Source organism: Bacillus sp. SSR7, from assembly GCF_055902415.1.
The window spans coordinates 82,621-108,658 of the sequence record NZ_JBVVXV010000009.1; the positions used below are offsets into that span (position 1 = coordinate 82,621).

The following is a 26,038-nucleotide window of genomic DNA, read 5'->3' on the forward strand; positions in this document are numbered from 1 at the left end:
ATAATTATAAGTGTGATAGAATGAGTTAATTTGTGCATAAAGGGGAGAGATACAATGGAGAAATGGGAGTTAGCAAAGGAAATTTACAATACATCACGTTTAACGGGAACATTTAAACTTCGATCAGGACAAGTATCAAATCAATACTTTGATAAGTACTTATTTGAATCTAATCCGGTACGGTTATTAGAAATTGCTAAACAATTGAAAGAGCTCATTCCTCCTGAGACAGAAGTACTCGCGGGTTTAGAGATGGGAGGAATTCCAGTAGCAACAGCATTATCTTTACAAACAGGTATACCAGTTGTATTTGTAAGAAAAGAAGCGAAGAAGTACGGTACATGTAAGTTAGCAGAAGGCGTTAATATTGCTGGGAAAAATGTTTGTGTTGTTGAGGATGTTATTACAACAGGTGGTCAAATATTATTAAGCACGAAAGATTTAAGAGAACTAGGTGCGAAAGTACATCATGTTCTAGGTGTGATTGAACGAACGAAAGAGGGAAGAGAAAACTTATTAGAAGATGGTTTACAACTACATTCTTTATTTACAATGGATGAGTTAATTGAAGGAGAAAAGCAACATGCAAAGAGTTGACGTCGTATATGCACTAATACATGATGAAGGAACAGATAAAATATTAATGGTACATAATGTAGAACAAAACGTTTGGTCACTGCCAGGCGGTGCTGTTGAAAAGGGTGAAACGTTAGAAGAAGCTCTAGTAAGGGAAGTAAAAGAAGAGACAGGTTTAACTGCCGTGGCAGGTGGACTTGTTGCAATCAATGAAAAATTCTTTGAAGTATCAGGGAATCATGCGATACTTTTTACATTCCGAGCAAATGTAGTAAAAGGTGAACTGATTGCAGAAGATGAAGAAGAAATTTCTGCAATAGAGTGGGTGGATCGAACGATCGCAAATGAAAGATTCCCATTCTACGATGGAGGATTCGAGGCATTATTAGAAGTAGCCATTCCATACAAGTTTCAACCAGAAACAAAGTAATTGAAAGAAAAAAACAGGAGCGCAACGCTCCTGTTTTTCTATTCAATCGTCTTCAGTAATAACTTTTTCAATAGTGGTTTAATCTTCAGACGTAAATCTTCAGCGTGATTTGCAACTAAGAAGTGATGGTTATAAATGTTCTTCATTAATTGATAAGTTGCTTCTTTCGCTTCGCCTTCTTCGATGAAAATTCCGATTACTTCCATACCACTTTTACGAGCAAGTTTGACAGCTTCATGCGTATCTAAAATACCGTCTTGTTGGTAGTCTAGCGCAGAAGGCTCACCGTCTGTGAAGACAAGTAAGAATTTATGCTTTTCGGGTCTTTTTGCAAGCTTTTCAGAAACGATACGAATAATATATCCGTCGCGATTATCTTCTTCTTCGCGAAGCTGCATAATTTCGGGACCAACGTTTGGTAATGTTGAGTTTTTATACGTTACAACTTCATGGATAACGTTCGGTTTATCTTCAGGTTTAGCACTAGAAGCATCTTCCCAAAATCCGCTAATAGCGTGCGGGATTTTTAACGATTTCAATGCTTCATGGAATAGGACCACACTCTTTTTTGTTTCTTCCATTTTGTTATACATAGAACCAGAGCAGTCTACTAATAGTTGGAATGCAACGTCGAGCTCTTGTGATTCTTGCCCTTTTTTATAAAACATGCGAGGCTGCTTTTCAGTATAAATACGAAGGAATTTCTTACGAAGTCTTCCGTAATATTTATCACTATTTGCATTCGTTTTATTTTCAATCGTTTTTTCGATAATTTTCTTTAATTCTTTTACATCTTTATTAACGACTGATTTGATAGCTTGGTAATCTTTTTTCTCATCGGTATTTGCTTTGCGAGCTTCTTTAAATGTATGAGAAGCACCAACGTTATACTTACCGTATGCACCATCATTTTGACTAGAAGCGTGAGAAGCTCTTGCTTCTTTTGTGTCAGCACCATCAAAGTTAGATTGTGTACTTTTTTGAGAAGTACCTTGTACAGAGCCAAGTGCTTGGTCGCCATCTTCTGATTCGCGAGCAGTGTCACCCATCATATTTGTTTTGGTTCCGCTTTCTAATTCAAAGCGTAAAAAGTTCTCGTTTTCATTGTTTTTATTTTCACGGTGCCATGTTGAGAAGCTTTCATCCATTTTGTTTTTATTTTCATCGTCATCTATAAGCTGCGTATCATCATTTGCTAAATCTTCGACGCGACAGTTTTTTTCGTCTGCAATGACAGATAAATAAAGCGGTGCATGCCCGAAATAGTTGTTAAGCATATCACTTTCAAGAAGCTCCTCTAAGCGATAGCGAATTTTCTCAACGATATACATAATATCTTCCGTATTACGAGCTTGGAATGTTTCATGCAAAATAGCTTCAATTTGCTCGAAATATTCATTATTAAACATTTCATATTTATCGCTCGTTAATGAAAGATAGCAGAGACAAAATAGACGATCACCGTGATAGTTACGAACACGATTGATTTCATTTTGTGAGCCGAAGTAATTGCGATACATTTCTTTTCTTCTTTTAAAAACATGCTTTGTGCCAGGGCGTAAGTTTTTTACGATTTCCTCAACACGTAAATCTTCTAATAGAACAAATAATTGTGTTAAAAACTTTTTTAAGGGTGATTCTTGTAATTCAATCGCATAAGAACGAATTAAAGTCATGTCCGAGTAATGTTTATTACCAAGTGCTTTTAAAAACACTTCGCTTTTTAATCCGATTACTGTATCCTCTTCTTTTCGATCATCCCAAAAGTGACTAATGACAACCTTTTTTTCAATTTCGTCGTAGTATGCTTTATAGCCATACTCAAGGTAGGCATCATCTTCTTTGAGAAGGGCATACATTAAGTTTTCCATTTGTAGAAACAGCGACGCATCAATTTTTTTGTCACTAAAAATTTGTCTCATGAATTATCCCTCAAAGAAATAACTTTCTGCTAATTCACGGACAGTCATTTGTTCTGTTTCATCGTTTAATTTTGCGATAATACTACGTTCAATTGCACGCATAACAGGAATATATACACCTAAATCACATGCATCGATAATGCCACGAATACTTGCTGCTTCTTCACTTACGCGGCCATCACGAGCTAAAGGCATAAGATCGCTTGCAAATGCAACGAACTTTTCAATTGTTGCAACATCATTTAATTTTGATTCAGCTAATAATAGTTCTTTTAATGTATCACCTTGAATGTAAGGAACTTCAATAATAACGAAACGGTTTTTTAACGCTTCGTTTAATTCACTTGTTCCAACGTAACCTTCATTAATTGCTGCAATTACGCGATACTCGTCATCACCATATACAACTTCTTGTGTAAACGGGTTTGTAATCATTTTACGGTAATCTAATGCACCGTGAAGAAGTGGTAACGTTTCAGGTTTTGCCATATTGATTTCATCAATATATAGGAAATGACCATTCTTCATTGCTTTCATAAGAGGACCGTTAACGAATGCAACTTCAGATGCGCCATCTTTCGTTTGTAGTGTGTTGTATCCTAAAATACCTTCTACATCTAGGTCGACAGAACAGTTAATGCTATGCATTGGTTTTTGGAATAAAGAAGAAAGCGTTTCAGCTAGTACTGTTTTACCACTACCAGTCGGCCCTTTTAATAGAATGTTTTTGCCAAGAAGAAGTGCTGTAATGGCATCTTCGATAATGCTGTTATCAGATGCTTTATATATTTTTGTACCGATTAAATGTGCATTTTCACCAGCTTCTTGCTTATTCTTTTCGTGAATTGTAGAGAGCTGTTGTTTTAAATCAGCATGTATATGAAATTGTTCTAACATGTATTTCCCACCTAACATTATTTTCATAAAGTAATACATCTTATGATAACTTGTTTTAATATGGTATGCAAAGAAAAGGGGAGGGGACAAATAAAAAAGAAAAAGCAATCAATTGCACATTGATTGCTTATAGTAAAGGAGAAATGAGCCTCATAAAAGACTCTAATATTCGTTTTTTGATACTTCTTTTTTGGAAAGCGTTCCATTTAATTTCAGTGGAATGCTTAAAGTCTTCTTCAAAATCACGTTTAATATCATGAACAGTTTCTGATTCATACAGTACGCTAATAATTTCGTAATTCAATTCAAAGCTGCGTACATCCATATTTGCTGTTCCGATTGTTGTAATTTTATCATCAACAAGTACAATTTTTGCATGCATAAAGCCATCTTTATAACTATAGATGGAGGCACCGGCTTTTAAAAGTGGAGTGAAGTAGGACTGGGATGCTTGATCACTAATAATACTATCACTTTTACCAGGATATAAAATGCGTACATCTATGCCAGATATTGCACTTAAACGTAATAATGTTAAAGTTTCTTGATCTGGAATAAAATATGGTGTAGCAATCCAAATAGATTTTTTTGCAGAGCCCATAATAGCTAATAACGTATTACGAATGCTCTTATCATCTGAGCTTGGTCCGCTTGCTACAATTTGCACAGCACCTTCTGCATTTGAAATTTCTTTACCTGGGAAGTATTGTCTATTCATAAATTGATCCCAGGAATAGGTTTTCAAACCACTAGATGCATAGAGCCAGTCCTCTAGAAAAATTGCTTGTAATTTATATAACGCTTTTCCTTCGATTTTCAAATGACTATCACGCCAAACGGGAAACTTTTTTGAACGGCCAAGATATTCATCACCGACGTTAAGTCCTCCAGTAAAACCAATTTCCCCATCGACAATGACGATTTTACGGTGGTTACGATAATTAACTGTTTCAAGTAACCAAGCTGAAAAAATAGGGTCAAATTCAACAATTTCAATCCCAGCTTCTTTCATAGGTTTTAAAAAGCGTCTTCTTAACGTATTACTTCCTAATCCATCATAAAGGAAGCGTACAATAACACCAGCTTTTGCTTTGTTTATTAAAGCATCTCGGACTTTTGTACCAATCTCATCAGATTTATAAATATAGTATTGGATATGTATGTGATGTTTTGCTTGCTCGATAGCTTGCAAAATTTCTGAAAATGTTTGATCTCCGTTTGTTAAAAGTTTTGTAGTTGTTCTATCTGCGGCAGGCCCGCCTCCAAATTTTTGTACAACTTCTGTTAAATGGGCAGAGCGTTCACTTAATGGGACTTTGAGTGATAACTCTAGTCGTCTTCCTTCTAATATTTCACGGAATAATTTTCTTTGTTCTTCTGAACGATGGAGATGCTTTTTTCTTCTCCAACGGCTACGCCCGAAAATAGAGTATAAAAGTACACCTACAACGGGAAGAAGTGCTAATACTAAAAACCACGCTAAGGTACTTTGAGGAGACCTATTTTCGATAAAAATAACGAATGAAATTCCTACAATTGTGATGGACCAGAGAACGCCGACAAATGTATATAACGAAATATACGATGTATTTAATAGGAAAAGAACGATAGATACAATTGTAAATATTAATAGTAATTGGACAATAGGTTTCTTCATTTCTATATAATTCCTCTAATCTTTCTTTAATATAGACTTCCTAAATTGCAGATGTAATGTGACATTTTTATCCCACTTTAATGGGGAGTAAGACCCTCACCTCAAAATTCAGAGAAAGCAAAGAAGTTAGGCGGTGGGCGGGCTGCCCATAAAAGTCCGATTGGTGAGGGCTGATTAAAGTTTCACTTTATTATAAAGTGTTTTTTGTTTTTTACAAAATGTAGGTGTTTCCCCATACTTTCCGCATTTGTCCTACATACAGTGTATTGTTACGTTTTTAAAGAGAAAAGGAGGATGAATAAAATGTATGGTCGTCCAATTGGAGGCTTTGGTCACGGTGGTTTTCATGGTGGTTTTGGACATTCCCCATTTTTTGGTGGAGGTTTCTTCCCAGGTTTTGTAGCAGGTGCTTTACTCAGCCCTGGGTTTGGTTATGGTGGATATGGTTATCCGTATTACTCGGATTATTCTTATTATACAGGTTACCAACAAGATCCGTATTATTCATACAATACCTATTAAGATGCGAACATGAAAAAGGAGAGGGAAAACATGAATTATATAGAAAATAACGGATTGTATTATCGTCATAATCATGGAGGTCACCATCATAATGGGGGACATCACCACCATGGAGGGCACAATCATCATGATTACCACCATCATCATCACGGAGGTGGATGGGGCTGGGGTGGAGGCTCATGGGGCGGTGGATTTTTCCCTGGAAGTTTTGCTGGAGGTGTGTTAGGTGGGCTTACAGCAGGAGCATTAACGGGTGCAGCAGGTGGAGGATACTATCCAGCACCGTACCCAGTAACTTATCCAGCGCCATATCCAGTTCCATATCCAACACCATATCCGGGGTATCAACAAACACCATATCCGTATTAAACAAAAAAAGAGGATAGCCTCTTTTTTTGTTTAATACGGTATTTATTTATAAAATACTTCCAAAATTAAGGTGAAAATATGTTAATATTTTGTTATTATAATTCAAAAAACATATATAATAATTTTAATTTATCACGCATTAACGGGCAGTAAGACCCCCACCGCAAAATTCAGTGGAAGCAAAGAAGTTAGGTGGGGGATCAACTGCCCGTAAAAGCTCGATTGGTGAGGGTTGATTAAAGTTTCACTTTATACATATGTTCTTGAAGAGTTGTATAGAGTTAGCTATAAGAAACTACTACGTATAATTGAAACGGTATTATATTGCTTTTTATTACAAATAATATTATGTTATTTTAATCGGCATATTTCAAAACGTGATGTATGTAAAGGGCGATTATTAGGAAATGAAATATCTCTATTTCTATGAAAAGAAACAAGTTGTGTTTTAGTCAGATAGGAAGCAAGGAGAGATGCGCATGCTAGAACAAAGAGGTCATGCATTATATGAATCTTCATTGCGAGATTTAAAGTTAGCATTAGATGAGTCTTCAATTGTTGCGATTACAGACCGAAAGGGTCTTATTACATATGTAAATGATAAGTTTTGTGAAATCTCCAAATATACACGAGAAGAGTTAATAGGGAAAGATCACCGTATTTTAAATTCAGGACATCACCCGAAAACATTTTTTCAAATGCTATGGAAGCGTATTTTGAGCGGAAAAGTATGGAGAGGTGAGATTCGAAATCAAGCAAAAGATGGTACATATTATTGGGTTAAAACAACAATTGTTCCATTTTTAAATGAAAAAGGAGAGCCATATCAATTTATTGCGATCCGAAATGATATTAGTAGTAGGAAAGAAGCAGAACAGAGGTTACGGTTAAGCGAAAGTCGTTATAGGGAGCTTGCGTATCATGATGCTTTAACGAGTTTACCGAACCGTTTACAATTAATAACGACTGTTAACGAATTAATTGCTGATAAAAGAGAGTTTGGTATGATTTATTTTGATTTGGATCGTTTTAAATTAGTAAACGATACGCTAGGTCATATGATAGGAGATTTACTTTTAAGCGAAGTTGCTTCACGGTTGCATTATGTGCTAGGAGAGAAAGATGTTCTGGCTAGGCTGGGTGGCGACGAATTTGTGTTGTTAACAAAAAATCATACACAAGATGAGATGAGGCAGCTAGCGACATCTGTGTTGTCATGCTTTCAGGCGCCATTTATACTTGAAGGTCATGAAGTATACATTTCAGCTAGTCTAGGACTGTGCTCATATCCGCAAGATGGACAAGATATAGAAACTCTATTGAAGAATTCAGATTTAGCTATGTATAGTGCGAAAGAACAGGGAAGAAATGCAGCGTGCTTCTTTACAGATGAGTTACGTGCGAAAATAAATCGTAGAATGAAAATTGAATTTGCTTTGCAAAAGGCAATTCGTGATGAAGAGTTAGATGTGGCACTGCAGCCTATTATTGATTTGAAAACGAAGAAATATACTGGTATTGAAGCTTTAGCGCGTTGTTTGACAGAAGAAGGACCTATTTCACCAAGCGAATTTATCCCAGTGGCTGAAGAATCTGGACTTATTATAAAATTAGGAGACTGGGTATTAGAAAAGTCATGTCGCTTGTTTAAAACATTGCCAGAGTACGAAGAAGGACTAAAGTTATCTGTGAATTTATCCATACAACAATTAATGCAAAAGCGTTTTATTTTATCTGTACGTAGCATTTTAAGGAGAACTGGATTTCCACCGAATCGTTTAATTTTAGAAATAACGGAAAGCATTGCTGTTCGTCATTTTGATTATATTATTGCTACATTACAAGAATTAAGAAATATGGGTATTTTAATTGCTTTAGATGATTTCGGAACGGGCTATTCCTCTTTATATTATTTAAAACAATTACCATTAGATATAGTAAAAATTGATCGTAATTTTATTCGTGAATTTCATTATGATCATGCACAGCCAGAGCGAACGATTGTAAAATCTGTTATCGAAATTGCCCATAGCTTACATTTAGCAGTAGTTGCTGAAGGGGTAGAGACAGTAGAGCAAGAAAGTTTATTACAATCTATGGGGTGTGATTATGTACAAGGATTTTATTATGCGAAGCCTTTATCTGTAGGCGAGTTAAAAGAAAAGTTAATTACAAATTTTGAATAAAAAAGAGAAGCTGGTAGCTTCTCTTTTTTAATTCATTTTTTGGAGTTTTTCATTAGTACTGGATAAAGAATAAGACCTAATACGAACAATCCGATTCCTAAGAAGAACGTTTTTAAATCAGCAGTTCCCGTTTTGATAACCCAAATAGAGTATATAAATGCTAATGTAGTGATGATCCCGTCCTTTATTCGAGAGCCAGGCAGTATATCATACGTTTCTCCTGTAATAACTAATTTGAATTGGTACAGCGTAGAAACAAGGTATGGAATTAAATAAGCTAATGTTGCTACAACGATAGCGAAATTATAAGCTTCTGATACGGTACCAGAAATCGTTGAGAATAAGAAAATTTGCGTCATTACATTTGTAATAAATAATGATTTTGAAGGGCTACCTTTTTTATTTGTTTTTGCGAAAAAATTAGGGAAAAGTCCATTTTTTGCTGCCTGGTAAGGTACCTCTGAACTAACAACGATCCAGCCAACTGTAGATCCAAATAAAGATACAAGTGCAAGTAAAGCCATTATATATGCACCTTTATTGCCAATTGCTAAATTTAATGCGTCTACTAATGGCTTTTGAGACTCTTTTAAAGCATCTTGCGAGAGAGCTCCCATTGTAAGTAGAGTAATTGACATGTAAATAAGAAGAGCGATAATTAATCCGAAAATCGTAGCTTTTTTTACATCGCGCTGAGATTTTGCACGATTAGAAAGCATGACAGCAGATTCAATACCGATAAATGCCCAAAGTGTTGCGATAGCAGCTGAATTAATTTGTCCACCTAACGAAATCGATTGTCCTGCTTCATTCATAAATGTTTGCCCATCTCCGAAATTAGAGGCATTGAAAATGAATAATGTGATTACAATAAACATTGTAAATCCGATAATTTTTGCAATAGTAGCAAGAAGATTCATATTTCCAGCACGATCAATATTTTGAGAAAGAATATATTGAATTCCCCATAACATAAGGCTACATACGAGGAACGTTAATCCTTTTCCAAGTTCTAGTGAAAATCCGTTTGTTGAAAAGAGAATTTGCTTACTTTGTAAAACTGGAAAGAATGTTGATAAATATCCAGCAAAGGAAATAATAACAGATGCTGTTGCAGCCCAGTTCGCAGCCCAATATCCCCATGCCATACTATATCCTGCAACTTTACCTGCTTTTTTTGAAGGGAACATCGCTTGAGCATAGCTTTGTGGCCCCGCTTTTAATTCTGGCTTTCGGATTGCTAAATTTCCAAATACGAGTGCAATCATAAATACGCCAAGTCCTGTAATACTCCATGCAAGTGTAGAACCCATTGGACCCGATACTTGTGCTAAATTTGCTGGGAGCATAAATACGCCACCGCCAACCATATTCCCGATAACAAAAGCTGTTAAAACCCATAATCCCCATTTTTTCGTTTCCATTTTTGTTAACTCCTTTGTAGTAAGATTTGCTTAAACATCTATTTTTACTAGCTTTTTGGCAATAAAAAAGAGCCATGTAGATAAAAAATACCTACATGGCTCTTCGCCTAACGTAGGTACAACGGGAATAACCCTTGTACCTACGCGTAATTTTTCCGCTAGGTTTCAAGGGTTACGTATGATGATGATGTTTTTGTGCAAATGTAACTACAATTGTTGTATAAGTAAGCATAGTTCTTTGCTCCCTTTCTCCTCTGATTTTGAAGTTAGTATACTACATGTTTTTTTGAATGAAAAGAAAAATATAAATTTTTTTTATAAAAATACGTTTTAGAGATTAAATATTTACCTTTATTTTTCCTATACTGGAAAATAAGTGAGAGATTGGCAGAAGAGTGTAGCATGATATAATACATATAGAACTAGAAGGTGACAAGGGGCTATTGTAGATGATGAGTAAGTATGAACAAATTTATACAGAAATCAGTAATTCTATTGATAATAGGCAATTAAAAGAGGGATGCAAAATCCCGTCAGAAACTGAATTAATGAAGCAGTATGAAGCGAGCCGCGGTACTGTACGAAAAGCTGTAGATTTATTACAAGAACGTGGATATGTTCAAAAAATACACGGAAAAGGTGTTTTTGTTTTAAAGCGAAAAAACATTGAGTTCAACTTTGGTGGCATTGTAAGTTTCCAAGAAGAAAATGAACGTTTAGGACGCCATTGTATTACAGAAGTCGTGGAAATGGAGAAAGTAAAAGCGACAAAAGAGGTTGCAAAGCTATTAAATGTGAAAGAGAAAACAGAAATAGATCATATTAAACGCGTAAGGAATATTGATGGAGAAAAAGTAATTTTGGATATTAATCATTTTGTATCGGAATATATTCCTGGATTAACGAGTGAAATTGCAGCGCAGTCCATTTATAAATATATTGAGAAAGAACTAGGTCTTCATATTAGTTATTCGCAGAGAGTAATTGAAGTACAGCCATGTACAGAGGACGATAGAAAGTATTTAGATTTAAATGGAACAGACTATGTTGTTGTCGTGAAAAACTTTACGCATTTTTATGATGGAAGTCAGTTCGAATATACAGAATCCCGCCACCGCTTAGATATTTTTCATTTTTCGGATGTGGCGCGGAGAAAATAAGGAGATGGAACGTAATAATGTTTCATCTCTTTTTTTATAAAAAAATTACAAACTCGTATATACGAGTATTGACTAACTTATATATACGAGTTAATATGTAATTGTAAACGGTATCAAAAAAAGAAAAGAGGGACGGGAATATGGGGAAAGACTATCGTAAAACAGCAGAGGAAGTGTTGCAGTATATTGGCGGGAAAGACAATATTGAACAAGCTGCGCACTGTGTAACGAGACTCCGTATCGCTTTAAAGGATGAAAGTAAAATAGATAACGATAAATTGCAGTCTGTTTCATTAGTAAAGGGAGCGTTTCATAACGCTGGGGTATTTCAAATTGTAATCGGTCCAGGGGATGTTGATCGAGTATATGCTGAATTGATAACGCTTGCAGGTATGAAGGAAGCGACAGTAGCTGATGTAAAAGATTCTGGAAACCAAAAGCTAAATCCAGCTCAAAAGTTTGTAAAAGTATTTTCAGATGTATTTATGCCGATATTACCAGCAATCGTAACAGCTGGTTTATTAATGGGAATTAACAATCTATTAGGGGCGAAGGACTTATTTTTTGAAGGTAAAAATTTATTAGATGTGTATCCAAACTTAAGTGGGCTTTGGGATTTAATTAATATGATGGCGAATACAGCATTCGTATTCTTACCAGCACTTGTCGGTTGGTCAGCAACGAAGCGTTTTGGTGGTAGTCCGATATTAGGAATTGTTATGGGATTAATGCTTGTGCATCCAGCATTATTAAACGCGTGGGATTACGGAAAAGCAGCAACTGGTTTAGATGGACAAAAGATTGAGTACTTCGATATTTTAGGATTATTTCAAATTGAAAAAGTAGGGTATCAAGGTCAAATCCTCCCGGTCTTAGTAGCAGCATTTGTATTAAGTAAAGTGGAAATTTTCTTAAAGAAACATGTACCAAATGCAATTCAATTGTTAGTTGTACCCATTACAACGATTGTCGTAACAGGTGTGTTAGCACTAGGGATTATTGGTCCAGTTACACGTCATATTGGAGATTTATTAACAGCTGGATTAGTAGGTGTATATGAAACAGTACCAGTAGTTGGAGCAGTATTGTTTGGAGCATTGTATGCACCACTTGTAATTACAGGTATGCATCATATGTTTATTGCTATCGATTTACAGTTAATTGCACAACACGGTGGTACATTCATTTGGCCAATGATTGCCCTTTCTAACATTGCGCAAGGCAGTGCGGCACTTGCGATGTTCTGGATTTCTAAAAATCAAAATGATAAAAGTATGGCATCTACATCAGCAATCTCGGCATATTTCGGTATTACAGAGCCAGCTATGTTTGGTGTAAACTTACGAAATAAATTCCCGTTCTATGCAGCGATTATAGGATCGGCTGTGGCAGCCATATTTATTACGTTAAATGGTGTATTAGCACCTGCTATCGGAATTGGCGGATTACCTGCATTTATTTCTATCATTCCGAAATCGATTCCAATGTTTATTGTCGGAATGATTATCGCAGTTGTAATTCCATTTACGTTAACGTGGTTATTTGCAAAACGAGTAAAACAGAAGTAGGAGGAAGTTAAACATGAAGGATTGGCATAAAAGTGTAGTTTATCAAATTTATCCGAAGAGCTTTAATAGCTATTACAATAAAGAAACCGGTGATATAAAAGGGGTTACAGAAAAACTAGATTACTTAAAAGAACTCGGAGTAGATTATATTTGGTTAACACCGATATACCAATCGCCACAAAATGATAATGGATACGATGTAAGTGATTACTACAATATTGATCCGTCTTACGGAACGATGGAAGAGTTTGAAGAGCTTTTAGAAGAAGCAAAAGCACGTAACATTGAAATTATGCTTGATATCGTTGTAAATCATAGTTCGACGGAGCATAAGTGGTTTAAAGAAGCGAAGGAAGATAAAAATAGTCCATATCGTAATTACTATATTTGGCGTGATGAAAAAAATAATTGGCAATCTAAGTTTGGTGGGTCTGCGTGGAAATATGATGAAAAGACAGAGCAATATTATTTACATCTATTTGATGAGACACAAGCGGATTTAAACTGGGAAAATGAAAAACTTCGTGAAGAAGTATATGATATGATGCGCTTTTGGCTTGATAAAGGGGTAACTGGATTCCGATTAGATGTTATTAATTTAATTTCAAAAGATCAACAGTTCTTAAATGATGATGGAAGTATGGCGACAAGCGATGGCCGTAAATATTATACAGATGGCCCGCGTGTGCATGAATATTTACAAGAAATGAACCGAAATGTTTTTGAAGGGAAAGATGTAATTACAGTTGGAGAAATGTCATCTACGACAATTGATAATTGTATTAAATATTCAAACCCTGAGCGTAATGAATTAAGTATGACGTTTAGTTTCCATCATTTAAAAGTTGATTATCCGAATGGTGATAAGTGGACAAAGGCTGATTTTGATTTTATTAAATTAAAAGAGATTATGTCTAATTGGCAAATTGAAATGCAAAAGGGCGGGGGATGGAATGCGTTATTCTGGTGTAATCATGACCAGCCTCGTATTGTGTCACGCTTTGGTGATGATAGAGAGTATCGAAATGAATCTGCGAAAATGTTAGCGACAGCTATGCATATGTTGCAGGGCACACCTTACATTTATCAAGGTGAAGAAATCGGTATGACGAATCCTAAATTCGAGTCTATTGAGCAATATCGCGATGTAGAATCGTTAAATATATACGATATAAAGCTGGAAGAAGGATTACCAAAAGAAGAGATCATCGGGATTTTAAAACAAAAATCTCGTGACAACTCCCGTACTCCAATGCAGTGGAATGAAAATATGAACAGTGGCTTTACAACAAGTACACCTTGGATTTCAGTGGCTGAAAACTTTAAAGAAATAAATGTAGAGAAGGCACTAGAAGATAAAGAGTCTGTATTTTATCATTATAAAAAGTTAATCGAACTTCGAAAAACGTATGATGTAATTACAGAAGGAGAATATGCTATTTTGGATGAAAATGATCCTAAAATTTGGGCATATACTCGTACTACAGAAAGTGAAGTGCTACTTGTTATAAATAACTTCTATGGAGAGGAAATAACGTACTCTGTACCAGCGCACGTTCAATTAGATGGAATGAAACAAGAAGTACTACTGTCGAATTATAAAGATTCCAGTAAGGATATTACAAAACTTAACTTAAGACCATATGAATCAATTGTATATCGATATATGAAATAAAAGGTTGTATGCCCGCGTGGCATACAACCTTTTATTTTAAGACACCACTATACAAAATGCTTACTTCTACCTCAGGCTTAAATTTTACTTTTGCATAATCTTTATTCCAATTTTTTTTCTTCCATAGGTCAGGATGATAAGCGATAAGATGTCTACCAATTCCGAAAGCATCACAATTTGCCTTTTGTAGTTTATTTGTTATTTTTTTCGCTTCTTTTGTAAGTTGTTTCGATAATTTTTTATTTAGCTTTTTTCTTTCATCCATTTTATAAAGGTTATCTCTAGGAGCTTCAAGCGCTATAACTTTTAATTGCAGCTTAATATGAGCATAAACATTTCCTTTTTTATCTGTTGTTATTTTTAAATCCCGTTTTAATTTCCGATTGCTCACTTCCATTGTTAAATAGTCAGATGTCTTCTCAGATTCATCGCTAGTAAGTTTTTGAGTTATACGGGCACTTGTTCCCATCTTTCCGGTTAATAACACGAATAAAACAGATTGTTTCAAAGGTAAATGCCCAGTTAATTTGTCTTTATTAAATAAAGCTAATCCGTTTGTAATTACTTCTTTTCCTTTTATTTTTATAGAAGGGAGGGTAAAGTCCTTACCGGGATCTAACATTTTTGTAGCAGCTGTTTCTAAAGTTTCTTTTGGAAATACACTCATATCTTCTAAGCTTTTCACTTTTTTCTTTAGAAAATCTCCAATTAGTAAATTTCCTACTTTCTTTTTTTCTAGTATCTCGGATGTTTCACCATCTACTGCAATAAGCTTTACTAAAGCAGTTGGATTTGTTGGGTCCCGAAAGCTGACATCTAAATAGGGGAGTATACCTTTTTTTAAAATTTTGGTTCCTAGTAATTGAACACCATATTTGAAATAACGAATATTTCCAGTTACATTTTTTTTTAGGGCATCGCTTGTATCCCTTATGTTATGACCCGTCGCTGAATGTATTTCATTTTCGAATGAAGATTGCTCTCCGCTTGAACTTTTTACGAGCTCGATTGTTTGCTGGAGTTTATCCTCTTCTGTAATATCAGATCCAATACTATAAGCTAACCTTGCTTCCCTTAATGGTTCTTGATCCCAACAGCCAGCAAGGAATGCACTAGTACTTAATACAAAAAGTAATTTAACTCTTCTTTTGAACATACTGTTCTCCTTTCTTATTTCTTATTACTGAATAAAGTAGAAATAAAAGAGGAAGGACAACGATGAAAATATAGGTGAACTTATCTGTGAAAGTTGCAATCACTTTTAATTCTTCAGGTGTATCGATAAATAGGGCTACACTAAAAGCAATAATACCAACGATTGGGACAGCCTTTTTATGATTACCAAGATTGAATATATGTCCAATTCCTATAGAAGCAGCGCAGTAATAACTAGCGATAGAAGCTACAACGGTTATCATCCAAATTGGTATGAATAGTAAATCAGTTCGGTCTATAATCCCGATATGCAAGGAGCGTAATAAGTAAGCAACTGGTTCTGGAATAAGCTCAATTTGCTTTGGGCTAAATACGATAAAGCAAATCCAAACAGTAAAAGTATAAAAAAGAGTTACAAATCCATTGGCGATAGAAATTGCCTTTAGTTTTGCTACAGAACTCCCGTTTACCTTTGGAAAAGCGATAAGAATGATTTCAAAACCATACATGGCTGTAATTGTTTCCTTGGATGCTTGAATTATATTCCACCAGCCGGCTTCTGTAATGGGAAAAATATAAGAGAAATCAGCTCGGGAAAGCCCTAGGGCAATTAAAAGGGCCATTGGAATAATGAGGATAGAGGCCATGACATAAAATCGTACGATGACTTTAAAAGTGTTATAAGCTACATAACAACAAGCTATTGTAAATAGCATGAGAATGGCAGACCAAGGAGTAGCTTGTAAAATCCAAACTTTAATGACATTACAAGCATTTAACATAACTGTCATACCGATAAGGGTAAAATAAAAAACATAAGCAAAGCCTAATAGTTTTCCAAACTTATTACCAAATAGCATACAAACACTTTCATACATATCTGCATCAGGGAATCGTTTTAAGAAAAGCCACATAAGTAAAATAATAAGCTGAATCGCAAGCCCGGCGATGAGCGCGGAAATCCATCCACCACCTTTTGCTATTGGGTGAAGACGGTTTGGGAGAGAAAGTATGCCCACTCCAATTTGGCATTGAATAACGAAAAAGGTAAATTGAACTAGCGAAATTTTACTTTGCGTGTTTGTCACCGTCCTCATCCTCTCTCGTTACATGTTGGCGCTGCATTTTTTTCGGTTTGGGATCATGTGGTCGTTCCCAAAATGACCAAATTGGTAGTCTTACAAAAGAATCTTTCATATCTTTAATCCGCATTGGTGCAACAGGAGAAAGATATGGTGTATGAAAAGAATGAAGCTGACATAAGTGAACGAAAGTTATAATGAGACCGAATGATATTCCTACATATCCGAATATGGCAGCAAGAATCATTAATGGAAAACGAAGAATTCGAACTGCTGAGCTCATATCGTTTGATGGAACGAGAAAAGATGAGATAGCAGTTAAAGCTACAACGATAATCATTGTGTAAGAAACGAGTCCGGCTTTTACAATTGCATCACCAATTACTAAACCGCCTACAATACCGATTGTTTGTCCAACGCGGCTTGGCAGACGAATACCAGCTTCTCGTAATAACTCGAAAATCAGTTCCATTAAGAGAGCTTCAAAAATAGGAGGGAGCGGTACTTTTTCTAATGAAGCTTTAATTGTATAAACGAGTTCAAGTGGCAACACATCAGGATGAAAAGCAACCGTTGCGATATATATAGCTGGTAAGAGAAAGGCTATTAAAAAGCTCACTAAGCGAATCATTCGGACGAAAGAACCGACAATCCAGCGGTTATTATAATCGTCTGGTGATTGATAGAAAGCAAATAACGTAACAGGAACGATAAGCGCTGTTGGATCTCCATCAGATAAAATAGCAACTCGTCCTTCCATTAAGTTTGCTGCGACTCTATCTGGGCGCTCTGTATTTAATTGCTGCGGGAAGGGTGAGAAAGACGTATCCTCTATAAATTCTTGTATGTATCCCGGAGGCATGAGTGCGTCCGTTTTAATCGTTTCTAACCTTCTTTTTACTTCTGTAACTAAATCGTCATTCGCTATGTTTTGCATATAAGCAATTGCCACTTTCGTATGCATTTCTTCACCAAGTGTGAAATATGTAACGACGACGTTTGGACTTTTTATGAGTTTACGAATGGAAGCTAAATTGGTTGCTAAATCTTCTACAAAACCAGTATGCGGTCCGCGGACAATGCCTTCATTATCAGGTTCTGTTATATCTCTTTTTAAAGATAGAGCCGTTTCAAAAATGCAAAAGCTTTCGACATGCTCATGAAAATATAAAGATTTACCTTGTAATAAGAGCTGCACGCCATAATTTAAATTCGTTTCCTTTTTCATATTTAATGTAGAAAAAGCTTTATCTAAAGCCAAATCTGACCGCGTCAATAAAGGCTCAAGAGCTAATTGATGAATTAGATTTGGGTCTGCTAAAGATTCGATATATAGGATTGTTCCTTTTCCGTTTTGAAAAGGGAGATCTAATTTTTTTATATCGTCTGAATGACAGAGCTTATTTTCGATATAATTAATGTTTTCCGGAAGTGATGGAAACATAAGCTTTTGATCCGTACTCTCTTGTTGTTCTTTTTGCTCTGTCATAATTTCCACCTCTTTAGAATAAAGTTACTTCTGTTAATTTTTGTTTTTTGTGAGAAATTTATGCTTGGATTATATGAGAAAACAAATTCTATTTTATCGGCTATGATTGCCCACGCATTATTCAATTTCATAGCAGTACTTCTCACATTTATGTCGAATTAAGAAGATATATAGGAGGGATACATATGGAAATAGCTGTAGAACGTGTTTTTACAAAAGAAATTTTAGCAAGAGCAGCAAAGACATTTCATGTAACAGTGGAAGAAAAGCCACTTGGAGATTTTGAAAATTATATTTTTAAGGCAAAGGATGATCGTGGCGAAGATTACGTATTGCGTTTAACCCACTCTTCTCATCGTTCTAAAAAAGAAGTCGAAGCTGAACTAGATTTTTTACGATATGTTGCGGAGAATGGAGCAAAGGTAGCAGGTCCCCTTTATTCAGCATCTCAAAATCTTGTAGAAGAAATCAGAGCAGAGGATGGAACTTTCTTTTTCGCTTCCTTATTTACATATGCAAAAGGGGAGCAAGTAAAAGGAGAAGAATCGCCTTATTGGGGCGAGCCTCTCTTTGAAGCATGGGGAAAAGCGATTGGACAACTGCATCGTCTAACAATGAACTATCCTGAAACGGATCATCGTGATACGTGGGAAGAAGATGAGAGTGGGATTGTTAATGAATTAGAAGATGATCAAGTGAAAAAGATTGCAGCGGTATTAATGGATGAAATTAAGGCTCTTCCAGTTGAAAGAGAAACGTTCGGTCTTATGCACGGTGATATTCATCCAGGTAATTTTCATTATGATGGAAAAGAGCTAACGATCTTTGATTTTGATGATGTGGCTTATAATTACTTTATACACGATTTAGCGATGGTTCTCTATTACTCTGTTCTATTTACACCGTGGACAGTGGAGGAGAAGACGACATTCGCTCGTAAACAGTTACAAGTGTTAAGAAAGGGATACGAATATGAGCATAGGCTAGTTGATAGTTGGTATGAATCGTTATCACTATTTTTACGTTTACGTGATATAGGTTTATATGGAACACTTCAAAAGAAGTTTAAAGGGAAAGATATGCCTGATAACTTCTTGAAATTATCAGAAGAGCTATACGAAAGAATTATAAAAAGAGAAGCAATTGTGAATATATAATACATTTAGTTCAAAACAAAGTATATAAAACAAATATATACTTTGTTTTTTTATACAAAAATATGTTTACTTTATTAAAATAATATTGTCCTAGATTCGGTATACACTTATAATTTTATATATATTCTGAATATTCTTTATAAAAGAGGAGGGGGAATGTTGGAAGCTTTTGTGAATTGGTTAAATAATATTGTTTGGAGTCCAGCACTTGTTTATTTATGTTTGGGAGTAGGTTTATATTTTTCTATTCGAACGAAGTTTTTACAAGTAAGACATGTAGGAGAAATGGTGAAGCTGACATTTCAAGGAGAAAAATCAGAAGCTGGTGTTTCTTCATTCCAAGCGTTAGCACTTTCGTTATCAGGACGTGTTGGAACAGGAAATATCGCTGGGGTAGCAACAGCGGTTGCATTCGGTGGACCAGGAGCTGTATTTTGGATGTGGGCAGTAGCCTTTTTAGGTGCAGGATCAGCTTATGTAGAATCAACACTCGCGCAAATATATAAGACGAAACATCAAGGGCAGTTTCGTGGTGGACCTGCTTATTACATCGAAAAAGGTCTAGGAGTTAAATGGTATGCTTTAGTATTCGTTGCAGCGACAATTCTTGCAACGGGGCTTTTACTGCCAGGTGTGCAAGCAAATAGTATTGCCGTAAGTTTAGAAACAGCTTTTGGAATTAACACTACCGTATCAGGGGCTATATTAGTTGTCGTATTAGCTCTTATCATTTTCGGTGGAGTAAAGCGAATTGTTAACGTAGCGCAAGTTGTCGTACCGTTTATGGCAATAGGCTATATTTTAGTAGCTTGCGTCATTGTTGCTATGAATATTGAAAAATTACCAGAAGCATTTATGTTAATTATAAGAAGTGCATTTGCATTAGAAGCTGCTTTCGGTGGTATTATCGGTTTAGCAATCTCTTGGGGGGTCAAACGTGGTATTTATTCCAATGAAGCAGGACAAGGGACTGGACCACACGCAGCAGCAGCAGCCGAAGTATCACATCCGGCTAAGCAAGGTTTAGTGCAAGCATTTTCCGTTTACATTGATACATTATTTGTTTGTTCAGCAACAGCATTTATGATGATTATTACAGGCATGTATAACGTATTTGATGCAAGCGGAAAAAACTTTATCGTTAATAAACTAAACGGTGCTCAGCCAGGACCAGGATATACACAGGCGGCGGTAGAATCTGTTTTCCCTGGATTTGGAAACGGTTTCGTTGCAATCTCTTTACTATTCTTTGCATTTACAACAATTATGGCGTATTACTACATTGCAGAAACGAATATCGCGTACTTAAATCGTGATAAAGACCGTCCTTGGATGTCTATGGTATTAAAATTTGTATTTTTAGGAGCTGTATTCTACGGTTGTATAAAAACAGCAGCAACGGCTTGGGCTTTAGGTGATATCGGTGTAGGGATTATGGCATGGGTAAATATCATTGCGATTTTATTGTTACAAAAACCTGCATTAGTTGCATTAAAGGATTATGAAAAGCAGAAGAAAGAAGGAAAAGATCCAGTATTCGATCCAGGGCCATTGGGAATTAAAAATGCTGATTTCTGGGAACATGAATACGGAAAAGATAAGAAAGAAGAAGTATCTTAACTTAATAGAATAGAAATGAAAAAGCAAAGGGAAAATCCCTTTGCTTTTTTTATGGATAAAATGTGGCTGGAAGTTATTTTTTTGCCTATTTTTGAATATAAAAAGAATGTACATGCTTTGTTAGGGGAAGGGGGGAGTATGTTGATAGAGTTTCGTAACGTAAATAAATATTATGGCAACTTTCAAGTTTTAAAAGATATTAATGTGCAAGTGAAAAAAGGTGAAGTAGTAGTAGTTGTTGGGCCTTCAGGATCGGGGAAAAGTACATTACTCCGGTGTATAAACCAGTTAGAGTCAATTACAGATGGAGAGTTAATTGTACAAAATACAGAGGTACACAATGCGAAAACAGATATGAATGAATTACGCCGAAATATCGGAATGGTCTTTCAACATTTTTATTTATATCCACATAAAACGGTTCTTCAAAATATTACACTAGCACCTATTAAAGTAAATAAAGTTTCAAAAGAGGAAGCAGAAAAAACAGCCATGTTTTACCTAGAGAAAGTAGGAATTCCAGAGAAGGCTAACGTGTATCCACATCAATTATCTGGAGGACAACAGCAACGGGTGGCAATTGCTAGAGGGCTTGCGATGCAGCCGGAAATTATGCTATTCGATGAGCCTACGTCTGCTCTTGATCCGGAGATGATCGGGGAAGTACTTGATGTTATGAAAACGCTAGCTAAAGAAGGGATGACGATGGTTGTCGTCACGCATGAGATGGGATTTGCGCGAGAAGTGGCAGATCGGATTTTATTTATGGATGATGGCAAGATTATTGAGGATGCAACACCGGCGCAATTTTTTGCGAGCCCTGAACAAGAAAGAGCACGTTTATTTTTAAGCCGAGTGTTAAATCATTAAAGGAGGAATTTTATGCTTAAAATGAAAAAAATTTTCACCTTAATTGTATTTTCATGTTTATTTGTACTTGTCGTTGCTGGGTGCGGAAGTAAAAAAGATGAGGCGAAAGAAACGAATACGAAGCAAGGCGGTGCTGTTGAGCAAATTAAGAAGCGCGGGAAATTAGTAGTTGGGGTGAAGAATGATACGAACTTATTTGGATTGAAAAATCCTTCGACAGGGCAGGTAGAAGGATTTGATGTTGATGTTGCAAAGGCGCTTGCGAAAAAGATTCTTGGGGATGAAAAGAAATTAGAATTAAAAGAAGTAACGTCTAAAACACGTATTCCACTACTGAAAAACGGTGACATTGATGCAATTATTGCAACAATGACAATTACAGAAGAACGTAAAAAAGAAGTCGATTTTTCAGATGTATATTTTAAAGCAGGGCAATCGTTACTCGTGAAAAAAGGGAGCAATATTAAAAGTATTGATGATGTGAAAAAGGGCGTGAAAGTGTTAGCTGTCAAAGGTTCAACATCTACAAATAATATTCGCCAAAAATCACCAGAAGCGACTGTATTAGAATTTGAAAATTACAGTGAGGCATTTACAGCGTTAAAAGCAGGAAAAGGTGATGTTTTAACGACAGATAATGCAATTCTTTACGGCATGGCAAAACAAGATTCAAATTATGAAGTTGTAGGGAAAATTTTTACGGATGAGCCGTACGGAATTGCAGTGCAAAAAGGTGCAGATGATTTAACGAAAGAGATTAATAGCTTGCTAAAAGATATGAAAGCGAATGGAGAATACGATAAATTGTATGAGAAATGGATTGGGCAAAAACAAGAGAAGTAAAGTGAAACTTTAATTAGTGGGGCTTTATTCCTATTGAAGAGTAAGAGTGAGAGGATGAGGGATGCTCATCCTCTTCTTGTAAAGAAAGAGGGGAGAATATGTGCCTGATTTTTCTATATTAACGAATAACATTGATATGTATGTAGAGGGTTTTAAATATACAGTGTTGTCTAGTGTAATTGCATTAATAGGAAGCTTTATTTTAGGAGTAATTTTGGCGGTAATGCGTATTGCACCGATTCGCATTTTAAATTGGTTGGGAGCTACTATTGTAGAATTTGTAAGAAATATTCCGCTCGTATTAATTGCATTTATATTCTATTTCGCTTTACCTGTAATAGGAATTACTTTAAATGGTTTTGTAGCAGGAACAGTTACGCTTACCGTATATACTGCAGCGTTTATTGCCGAAGTCATTCGTGCTGGTATTTTATCAGTCGCGAAGGGGCAAATGGAAGCAGCGCGTTCTTCAGGACTGACGTATACGCAAGCAATGTACTATGTCGTTTTACCCCAGGCGATGAAAATCGTAATCCCTCCTCTAGGAAATCAATTTCTCAATTTAGTAAAAAACTCTTCCATACTCGGAATTATCGCTGGTATGGATTTAATGTATCAAGGAGATTTAATTTCAACGAAGACGTTTGTTACGTTCGATGTCTATATATTTGTTGGGATGTTTTATTTAATATTAACAATTCCGCTCAGTATGCTAGTGCGTTATTTAGAAAAACGCTTAGCAAAGGAGGCGGTGTAAATGGATTTTAAGGGAGCAATAACAGGTGATCATATTTTGTTTTTATTAAAAGGATTACTCATCACATTAGAGGTAGCGCTCGTAGCGATTATACTTAGCTTTATTATTGGTAGTGTAATAGGAATATTGCGCTACATGAAAATCCCTATCGTCTCACAAATATTAGGAGTTATCGTTGAAGTGATTCGAAACTTACCACTACTTTTAATTATATTTTTCACGTATTTTGCACTTCCAGAAGCAGGCTTGAAATTAGAAATTATAACAGCTACAATTGTTGCTTTAACAATATTTGAAGCTGCAATGATATCTGAAATTGTTCGAAGTGGTCTATTATCTATCGAAAAAGGGCAAATCGAAGCAGCGAGGTCTTCCGGGTTAACGTATGTGCAAGCGCTTTGGCATATTATTTTGCCACAAGCATTAAGAAGAATGGTCCCGCCACTTGTCAGTCAGTTTATTTCATTGCTGAAAGATACAGCGCTAGCAGTCGTTATATCACTCCCAGAGCTTATTCATAATGCTCAAATTATTAGCGGACAAAATGTAAATTATATGATTCCGACGTTTATAGTAGTAGCTTGTATGTATTTTATCGTAAATTATAGTTTATCAATTTTATCGAGAAGGTTAGAACTCCGTTAACTCTTACAATATATGTAAGGGTTTTTTCCTTGTTTATCCTTATTTTCCTCTAAATAGAATCTAAATCTTGCAATAATTCGATTTTTTATATTATTTTATCAGAAAAGTTTTAATTTTATATAGAAAATGTAATCGCTTTCGTGTATATTTTTATTATCAGAAAATTTTAACAAGACATAGGGGTATTGGTAGGGGGAGGATTTAGATGCAGCAACCAACGAATGAGAAATTACATCGTACGATGAAGAGTAGACATTTATTTATGATCGCACTAGGTGGTGTAATCGGAACTGGTTTTTTCTTAGGTTCAGGTTACACCATTAATCAGGCTGGACCAGGGGGAGCCATCCTTTCATATTTAGTAGGCGGATTTATTATGTATTTAACAATGCTTTGTCTTGGAGAGTTAACGGTAGCGATGCCAGTTTCAGGTTCTTTCCAAAAGTATGCGACGAAGTTTATTGGACCAGGAACGGGCTTTATGATCGGCTGGCTATATTGGCTTGGCTGGGCAGTAACAGTAGGACTAGAGTTAACGTCAATCGGTTTAATGATGAAAAGATGGTTTCCAAATGTTGATGTTTGGGTATGGTGCCTTGTATTTGGCGTTATTTTATATGCTTCAAACGCTATCTCAGCGAAGAGTTATGCTGAATTAGAGTTTTGGTTCTCTAGTATTAAAGTAGTTACAATTCTTGCGTTTGTTGTTCTTGGTGGTAGTGCATTATTAGGGTTTATATCATATGACGGAAAAGAAGCAGCACCTCTTTTCTCTAACTTTGTAAGCGATGGTGGACTTTTCCCGAATGGACTAGCTGCCGTATTACTTACAATGATTACAGTTAACTTCTCGTTCCAAGGAACAGAGTTAATCGGGATTGCAGCAGGAGAAAGTGAAAATCCAGAAAAAACAATTCCACGTGCGATCCGTAATACAGTATGGCGCATTATGTTATTCTTCATCTTAACAATGACGATTTTAGTAGGATTAATTTCTTGGAAAGAAGCAGGTGTAATTGAAAGTCCATTCGTAGTTGTATTTGATAAAATTGGTATTCCATACGCAGCTGATATTATGAACTTCGTTATTATTACTGCGTTATTATCTGTAGCGAACTCTGGATTATATGCAGCGACGCGTATACTATGGTCACTTGCTAATGAAGGAATGGCACCAAAGTCTTTTCAGAAAGTAAATAAGCGTGGTATTCCAATTACAGCGCTAGTTGTAACAATTGCTGTAGCTGCTTTATCTTTATTAACAAGTTTCCTTGCAGAAGATACAGTATACATGTACTTATTATCGATAGCTGGTTTATCAGCTGTATCAAGTTGGATTATTATTGCCCTGTCGCAACTGCGCTTTAGAAGTCAGTATATAAAAGGCGGAGGAAAGTTAGAGGATTTAAAATATAAAACACCGTTATATCCAATTGTTCCTATTTTAGCTTTAATTACAAATAGTATCGTTGTTATTAGTTTAGCGTTTATTCCAGAACAAAGAATGGCGTTATATTGTGGTATTCCATTTATCATTTTCTGCTACATATATTATTATATAAATAAGAAACGGCAGAAACCGATGAAGGTGGAGACAACAAATGAAACTAACCATCAAACAAGATGATATTGAGGCAGATTTATCGTATGGTCAATTAGCGATTGGAAAAGAAAACGGGTATTCACCGTTACAATTACTCATTTCTTCAATCGCAGGATGTAGTGCAATTGTCTTTCGAACAATTTTAGAAAAGAAACGTATTACATATGATACGTTTACAATTGAAACGGAAATTGGTAGAAGTGAAGCATTATCAAAACCAGTTGAAAGTGTTCATTTGCACTATAAAATCAAAGCACAAAACATTACAGAAGAGCAGTTGGACAAGGCACTGCAACTGGCAGTGAAAAATTGTACGATTGTTCAATCAGTAAAAGATAGTATAAAAGTTACGGAAACAATTGAACTAATAAAGTGAAACATAAAAACGTGAGAATATGGTTCTCACGTTTTTATGTTTTTAATAAAGGGGG

General features: G+C 35.7%; 24 protein-coding genes. 17 read left to right on the plus strand and 7 right to left on the minus strand.

Features of this window, described 5'->3' with window-relative positions; all coding sequences use genetic code 11:
- Positions 1-54 precede the first annotated feature (54 nt).
- Positions 55-597 carry an orotate phosphoribosyltransferase gene (gene pyrE, locus AC0NJG_RS16905; RefSeq protein WP_474063241.1) on the plus strand — a complete coding sequence of 181 codons (543 nt, stop codon included), beginning with the start codon at positions 55-57 and terminating at the stop codon, positions 595-597.
- The gene (locus AC0NJG_RS16910; protein ID WP_143880775.1) at positions 584-1,006 is read left to right on the plus strand and encodes an NUDIX hydrolase; all 423 of its coding nucleotides are present in this window, start codon (positions 584-586) and stop codon (positions 1,004-1,006) included. Before pyrE ends, AC0NJG_RS16910 begins: the two co-directional genes overlap by 14 nt.
- A 38-nt stretch (positions 1,007-1,044) precedes the next feature.
- Here AC0NJG_RS16910 and AC0NJG_RS16915 read toward each other — a convergent pair whose 3' ends face one another.
- From AC0NJG_RS16915 to AC0NJG_RS16925, 3 genes are all read right to left on the minus strand, one after another.
- Positions 1,045-2,928: a vWA domain-containing protein gene (locus AC0NJG_RS16915; RefSeq protein ID WP_087953857.1), complete on the minus strand. Its 1,884-nt coding sequence runs from the start codon at positions 2,926-2,928 to the stop codon at positions 1,045-1,047.
- A 3-nt stretch (positions 2,929-2,931) separates the two neighbouring features.
- The gene (locus tag AC0NJG_RS16920; protein WP_071725348.1) at positions 2,932-3,825 is read right to left on the minus strand and encodes an ATP-binding protein; all 894 of its coding nucleotides are present in this window, start codon (positions 3,823-3,825) and stop codon (positions 2,932-2,934) included.
- Between the two features lie 127 nt (positions 3,826-3,952).
- Positions 3,953-5,482, minus strand: a complete 1,530-nt coding sequence (locus tag AC0NJG_RS16925; protein ID WP_429681204.1) for a cardiolipin synthase — start codon at positions 5,480-5,482, stop codon at positions 3,953-3,955.
- A gap of 303 nt (positions 5,483-5,785) precedes the next feature.
- Here AC0NJG_RS16925 and AC0NJG_RS16930 point away from each other — a divergent pair, with 303 nt between their 5' ends.
- The 3 genes from AC0NJG_RS16930 to AC0NJG_RS16940 all read left to right on the plus strand — a co-directional run bounded on the left by AC0NJG_RS16930 (position 5,786) and on the right by AC0NJG_RS16940 (position 8,559).
- Entirely contained in the window at positions 5,786-6,004 is a 219-nt protein-coding gene (locus AC0NJG_RS16930; protein ID WP_000274348.1) for a hypothetical protein, read from the plus strand.
- Positions 6,005-6,034: 30 nt separating this feature from the next.
- The gene (locus AC0NJG_RS16935) at positions 6,035-6,373 is read left to right on the plus strand and encodes a hypothetical protein (protein ID WP_048552750.1); all 339 of its coding nucleotides are present in this window, start codon (positions 6,035-6,037) and stop codon (positions 6,371-6,373) included.
- Positions 6,374-6,852: 479 nt separating this feature from the next.
- On the plus strand, positions 6,853-8,559 hold the full coding sequence (locus tag AC0NJG_RS16940) for a putative bifunctional diguanylate cyclase/phosphodiesterase (protein WP_087953854.1): 1,707 nt from the start codon (positions 6,853-6,855) through the stop codon (positions 8,557-8,559).
- Positions 8,560-8,591: 32 nt separating this feature from the next.
- Here the strand turns inward: AC0NJG_RS16940 and AC0NJG_RS16945 are convergent, their stop codons facing one another.
- Positions 8,592-9,983 (minus strand): amino acid permease, encoded by a 1,392-nt coding sequence (locus AC0NJG_RS16945; protein ID WP_143880777.1) that lies wholly within the window; start codon positions 9,981-9,983, stop codon positions 8,592-8,594.
- Positions 9,984-10,432: 449 nt separating this feature from the next.
- On the opposite strand from AC0NJG_RS16945, the gene treR reads away from it, so the two are divergent.
- From treR to treC, 3 genes are all read left to right on the plus strand, one after another.
- Positions 10,433-11,143: a trehalose operon repressor gene (gene treR, locus AC0NJG_RS16950; protein WP_087953852.1), complete on the plus strand. Its 711-nt coding sequence runs from the start codon at positions 10,433-10,435 to the stop codon at positions 11,141-11,143.
- Between the two features lie 140 nt (positions 11,144-11,283).
- Positions 11,284-12,711, plus strand: a complete 1,428-nt coding sequence (gene treP, locus AC0NJG_RS16955; protein WP_000513952.1) for a PTS system trehalose-specific EIIBC component — start codon at positions 11,284-11,286, stop codon at positions 12,709-12,711.
- 13 nt (positions 12,712-12,724) lie between these two features.
- Positions 12,725-14,386 carry an alpha,alpha-phosphotrehalase gene (treC, locus tag AC0NJG_RS16960; RefSeq protein WP_143880778.1) on the plus strand — a complete coding sequence of 554 codons (1,662 nt, stop codon included), beginning with the start codon at positions 12,725-12,727 and terminating at the stop codon, positions 14,384-14,386.
- 31 nt (positions 14,387-14,417) lie between these two features.
- On the opposite strand, the gene gerKC is transcribed toward treC, so the two are convergent.
- Genes gerKC through gerKA form a run of 3 tightly spaced genes read right to left on the minus strand, consistent with a single transcriptional unit; the run spans position 14,418 to position 18,112 of the window.
- The gene (gerKC, locus tag AC0NJG_RS16965; protein WP_143880779.1) at positions 14,418-15,542 is read right to left on the minus strand and encodes a spore germination protein GerKC; all 1,125 of its coding nucleotides are present in this window, start codon (positions 15,540-15,542) and stop codon (positions 14,418-14,420) included.
- Positions 15,523-16,629 carry a GerAB/ArcD/ProY family transporter gene (locus AC0NJG_RS16970; RefSeq protein WP_000185776.1) on the minus strand — a complete coding sequence of 369 codons (1,107 nt, stop codon included), beginning with the start codon at positions 16,627-16,629 and terminating at the stop codon, positions 15,523-15,525. Before AC0NJG_RS16970 ends, gerKC begins: the two co-directional genes overlap by 20 nt.
- Positions 16,610-18,112 (minus strand): spore germination protein GerKA, encoded by a 1,503-nt coding sequence (gerKA, locus tag AC0NJG_RS16975; RefSeq protein WP_087953849.1) that lies wholly within the window; start codon positions 18,110-18,112, stop codon positions 16,610-16,612. Before gerKA ends, AC0NJG_RS16970 begins: the two co-directional genes overlap by 20 nt.
- 18 nt (positions 18,113-18,130) lie before the next feature.
- On the opposite strand from gerKA, the gene AC0NJG_RS16980 reads away from it, so the two are divergent.
- From AC0NJG_RS16980 to AC0NJG_RS17020, 9 genes are all read left to right on the plus strand, one after another.
- Positions 18,131-18,274, plus strand: a complete 144-nt coding sequence (locus AC0NJG_RS16980) for a type II CAAX prenyl endopeptidase Rce1 family protein (protein WP_327905017.1) — start codon at positions 18,131-18,133, stop codon at positions 18,272-18,274.
- Positions 18,275-18,297: 23 nt separating this feature from the next.
- The gene (locus AC0NJG_RS16985; RefSeq protein ID WP_143880780.1) at positions 18,298-19,269 is read left to right on the plus strand and encodes a phosphotransferase enzyme family protein; all 972 of its coding nucleotides are present in this window, start codon (positions 18,298-18,300) and stop codon (positions 19,267-19,269) included.
- Between the two features lie 159 nt (positions 19,270-19,428).
- The gene (locus AC0NJG_RS16990; RefSeq protein WP_000387160.1) at positions 19,429-20,889 is read left to right on the plus strand and encodes an alanine/glycine:cation symporter family protein; all 1,461 of its coding nucleotides are present in this window, start codon (positions 19,429-19,431) and stop codon (positions 20,887-20,889) included.
- A gap of 141 nt (positions 20,890-21,030) precedes the next feature.
- Positions 21,031-21,759 carry an amino acid ABC transporter ATP-binding protein gene (locus AC0NJG_RS16995; RefSeq protein ID WP_176364573.1) on the plus strand — a complete coding sequence of 243 codons (729 nt, stop codon included), beginning with the start codon at positions 21,031-21,033 and terminating at the stop codon, positions 21,757-21,759.
- 12 nt (positions 21,760-21,771) lie between these two features.
- Positions 21,772-22,602 carry a glutamine ABC transporter substrate-binding protein GlnH gene (glnH, locus tag AC0NJG_RS17000; protein WP_087997430.1) on the plus strand — a complete coding sequence of 277 codons (831 nt, stop codon included), beginning with the start codon at positions 21,772-21,774 and terminating at the stop codon, positions 22,600-22,602.
- 100 nt (positions 22,603-22,702) lie between these two features.
- The gene (locus tag AC0NJG_RS17005) at positions 22,703-23,359 is read left to right on the plus strand and encodes an amino acid ABC transporter permease (protein ID WP_087997429.1); all 657 of its coding nucleotides are present in this window, start codon (positions 22,703-22,705) and stop codon (positions 23,357-23,359) included.
- The gene (locus tag AC0NJG_RS17010) at positions 23,360-24,004 is read left to right on the plus strand and encodes an amino acid ABC transporter permease (RefSeq protein ID WP_087953843.1); all 645 of its coding nucleotides are present in this window, start codon (positions 23,360-23,362) and stop codon (positions 24,002-24,004) included.
- Between the two features lie 205 nt (positions 24,005-24,209).
- Positions 24,210-25,631, plus strand: coding sequence for an amino acid permease (locus tag AC0NJG_RS17015; protein ID WP_087953842.1), 1,422 nt, complete (start codon positions 24,210-24,212; stop codon positions 25,629-25,631).
- A complete protein-coding gene (locus AC0NJG_RS17020) occupies positions 25,606-25,983 on the plus strand; it encodes an OsmC family protein (protein WP_087953841.1) in 378 nt (125 codons plus the stop codon). Before AC0NJG_RS17015 ends, AC0NJG_RS17020 begins: the two co-directional genes overlap by 26 nt.
- The last annotated feature ends 55 nt before the right edge of the window (positions 25,984-26,038 follow it).

Excerpts from the sequence above, each read along its gene's own strand:
- treR (WP_087953852.1), top strand. The coding sequence starts at position 10,433 with ATGATGAGTAAGTATGAACAAATTTATACAGAAATCAGTAATTCTATT.
- gerKC (WP_143880779.1), bottom strand. The coding sequence starts at position 15,542 with ATGTTCAAAAGAAGAGTTAAATTACTTTTTGTATTAAGTACTAGTGCA.
- AC0NJG_RS16985 (WP_143880780.1), top strand. The coding sequence starts at position 18,298 with ATGGAAATAGCTGTAGAACGTGTTTTTACAAAAGAAATTTTAGCAAGA.
- gerKA (WP_087953849.1), bottom strand. The coding sequence starts at position 18,112 with ATGACAGAGCAAAAAGAACAACAAGAGAGTACGGATCAAAAGCTTATG.
- AC0NJG_RS17020 (WP_087953841.1), top strand. The coding sequence starts at position 25,606 with ATGAAACTAACCATCAAACAAGATGATATTGAGGCAGATTTATCGTAT.
- AC0NJG_RS17010 (WP_087953843.1), top strand. The coding sequence starts at position 23,360 with ATGGATTTTAAGGGAGCAATAACAGGTGATCATATTTTGTTTTTATTA.
- AC0NJG_RS16940 (WP_087953854.1), top strand. The coding sequence starts at position 6,853 with ATGCTAGAACAAAGAGGTCATGCATTATATGAATCTTCATTGCGAGAT.
- treP (WP_000513952.1), top strand. The coding sequence starts at position 11,284 with ATGGGGAAAGACTATCGTAAAACAGCAGAGGAAGTGTTGCAGTATATT.
- AC0NJG_RS17015 (WP_087953842.1), top strand. The coding sequence starts at position 24,210 with ATGCAGCAACCAACGAATGAGAAATTACATCGTACGATGAAGAGTAGA.
- AC0NJG_RS16930 (WP_000274348.1), top strand. The coding sequence starts at position 5,786 with ATGTATGGTCGTCCAATTGGAGGCTTTGGTCACGGTGGTTTTCATGGT.
- AC0NJG_RS16945 (WP_143880777.1), bottom strand. The coding sequence starts at position 9,983 with ATGGAAACGAAAAAATGGGGATTATGGGTTTTAACAGCTTTTGTTATC.
- AC0NJG_RS16920 (WP_071725348.1), bottom strand. The coding sequence starts at position 3,825 with ATGTTAGAACAATTTCATATACATGCTGATTTAAAACAACAGCTCTCT.
- AC0NJG_RS16915 (WP_087953857.1), bottom strand. The coding sequence starts at position 2,928 with ATGAGACAAATTTTTAGTGACAAAAAAATTGATGCGTCGCTGTTTCTA.
- glnH (WP_087997430.1), top strand. The coding sequence starts at position 21,772 with ATGCTTAAAATGAAAAAAATTTTCACCTTAATTGTATTTTCATGTTTA.
- pyrE (WP_474063241.1), top strand. The coding sequence starts at position 55 with ATGGAGAAATGGGAGTTAGCAAAGGAAATTTACAATACATCACGTTTA.
- treC (WP_143880778.1), top strand. The coding sequence starts at position 12,725 with ATGAAGGATTGGCATAAAAGTGTAGTTTATCAAATTTATCCGAAGAGC.
- AC0NJG_RS16925 (WP_429681204.1), bottom strand. The coding sequence starts at position 5,482 with ATGAAGAAACCTATTGTCCAATTACTATTAATATTTACAATTGTATCT.
- AC0NJG_RS16935 (WP_048552750.1), top strand. The coding sequence starts at position 6,035 with ATGAATTATATAGAAAATAACGGATTGTATTATCGTCATAATCATGGA.
- AC0NJG_RS16910 (WP_143880775.1), top strand. The coding sequence starts at position 584 with ATGCAAAGAGTTGACGTCGTATATGCACTAATACATGATGAAGGAACA.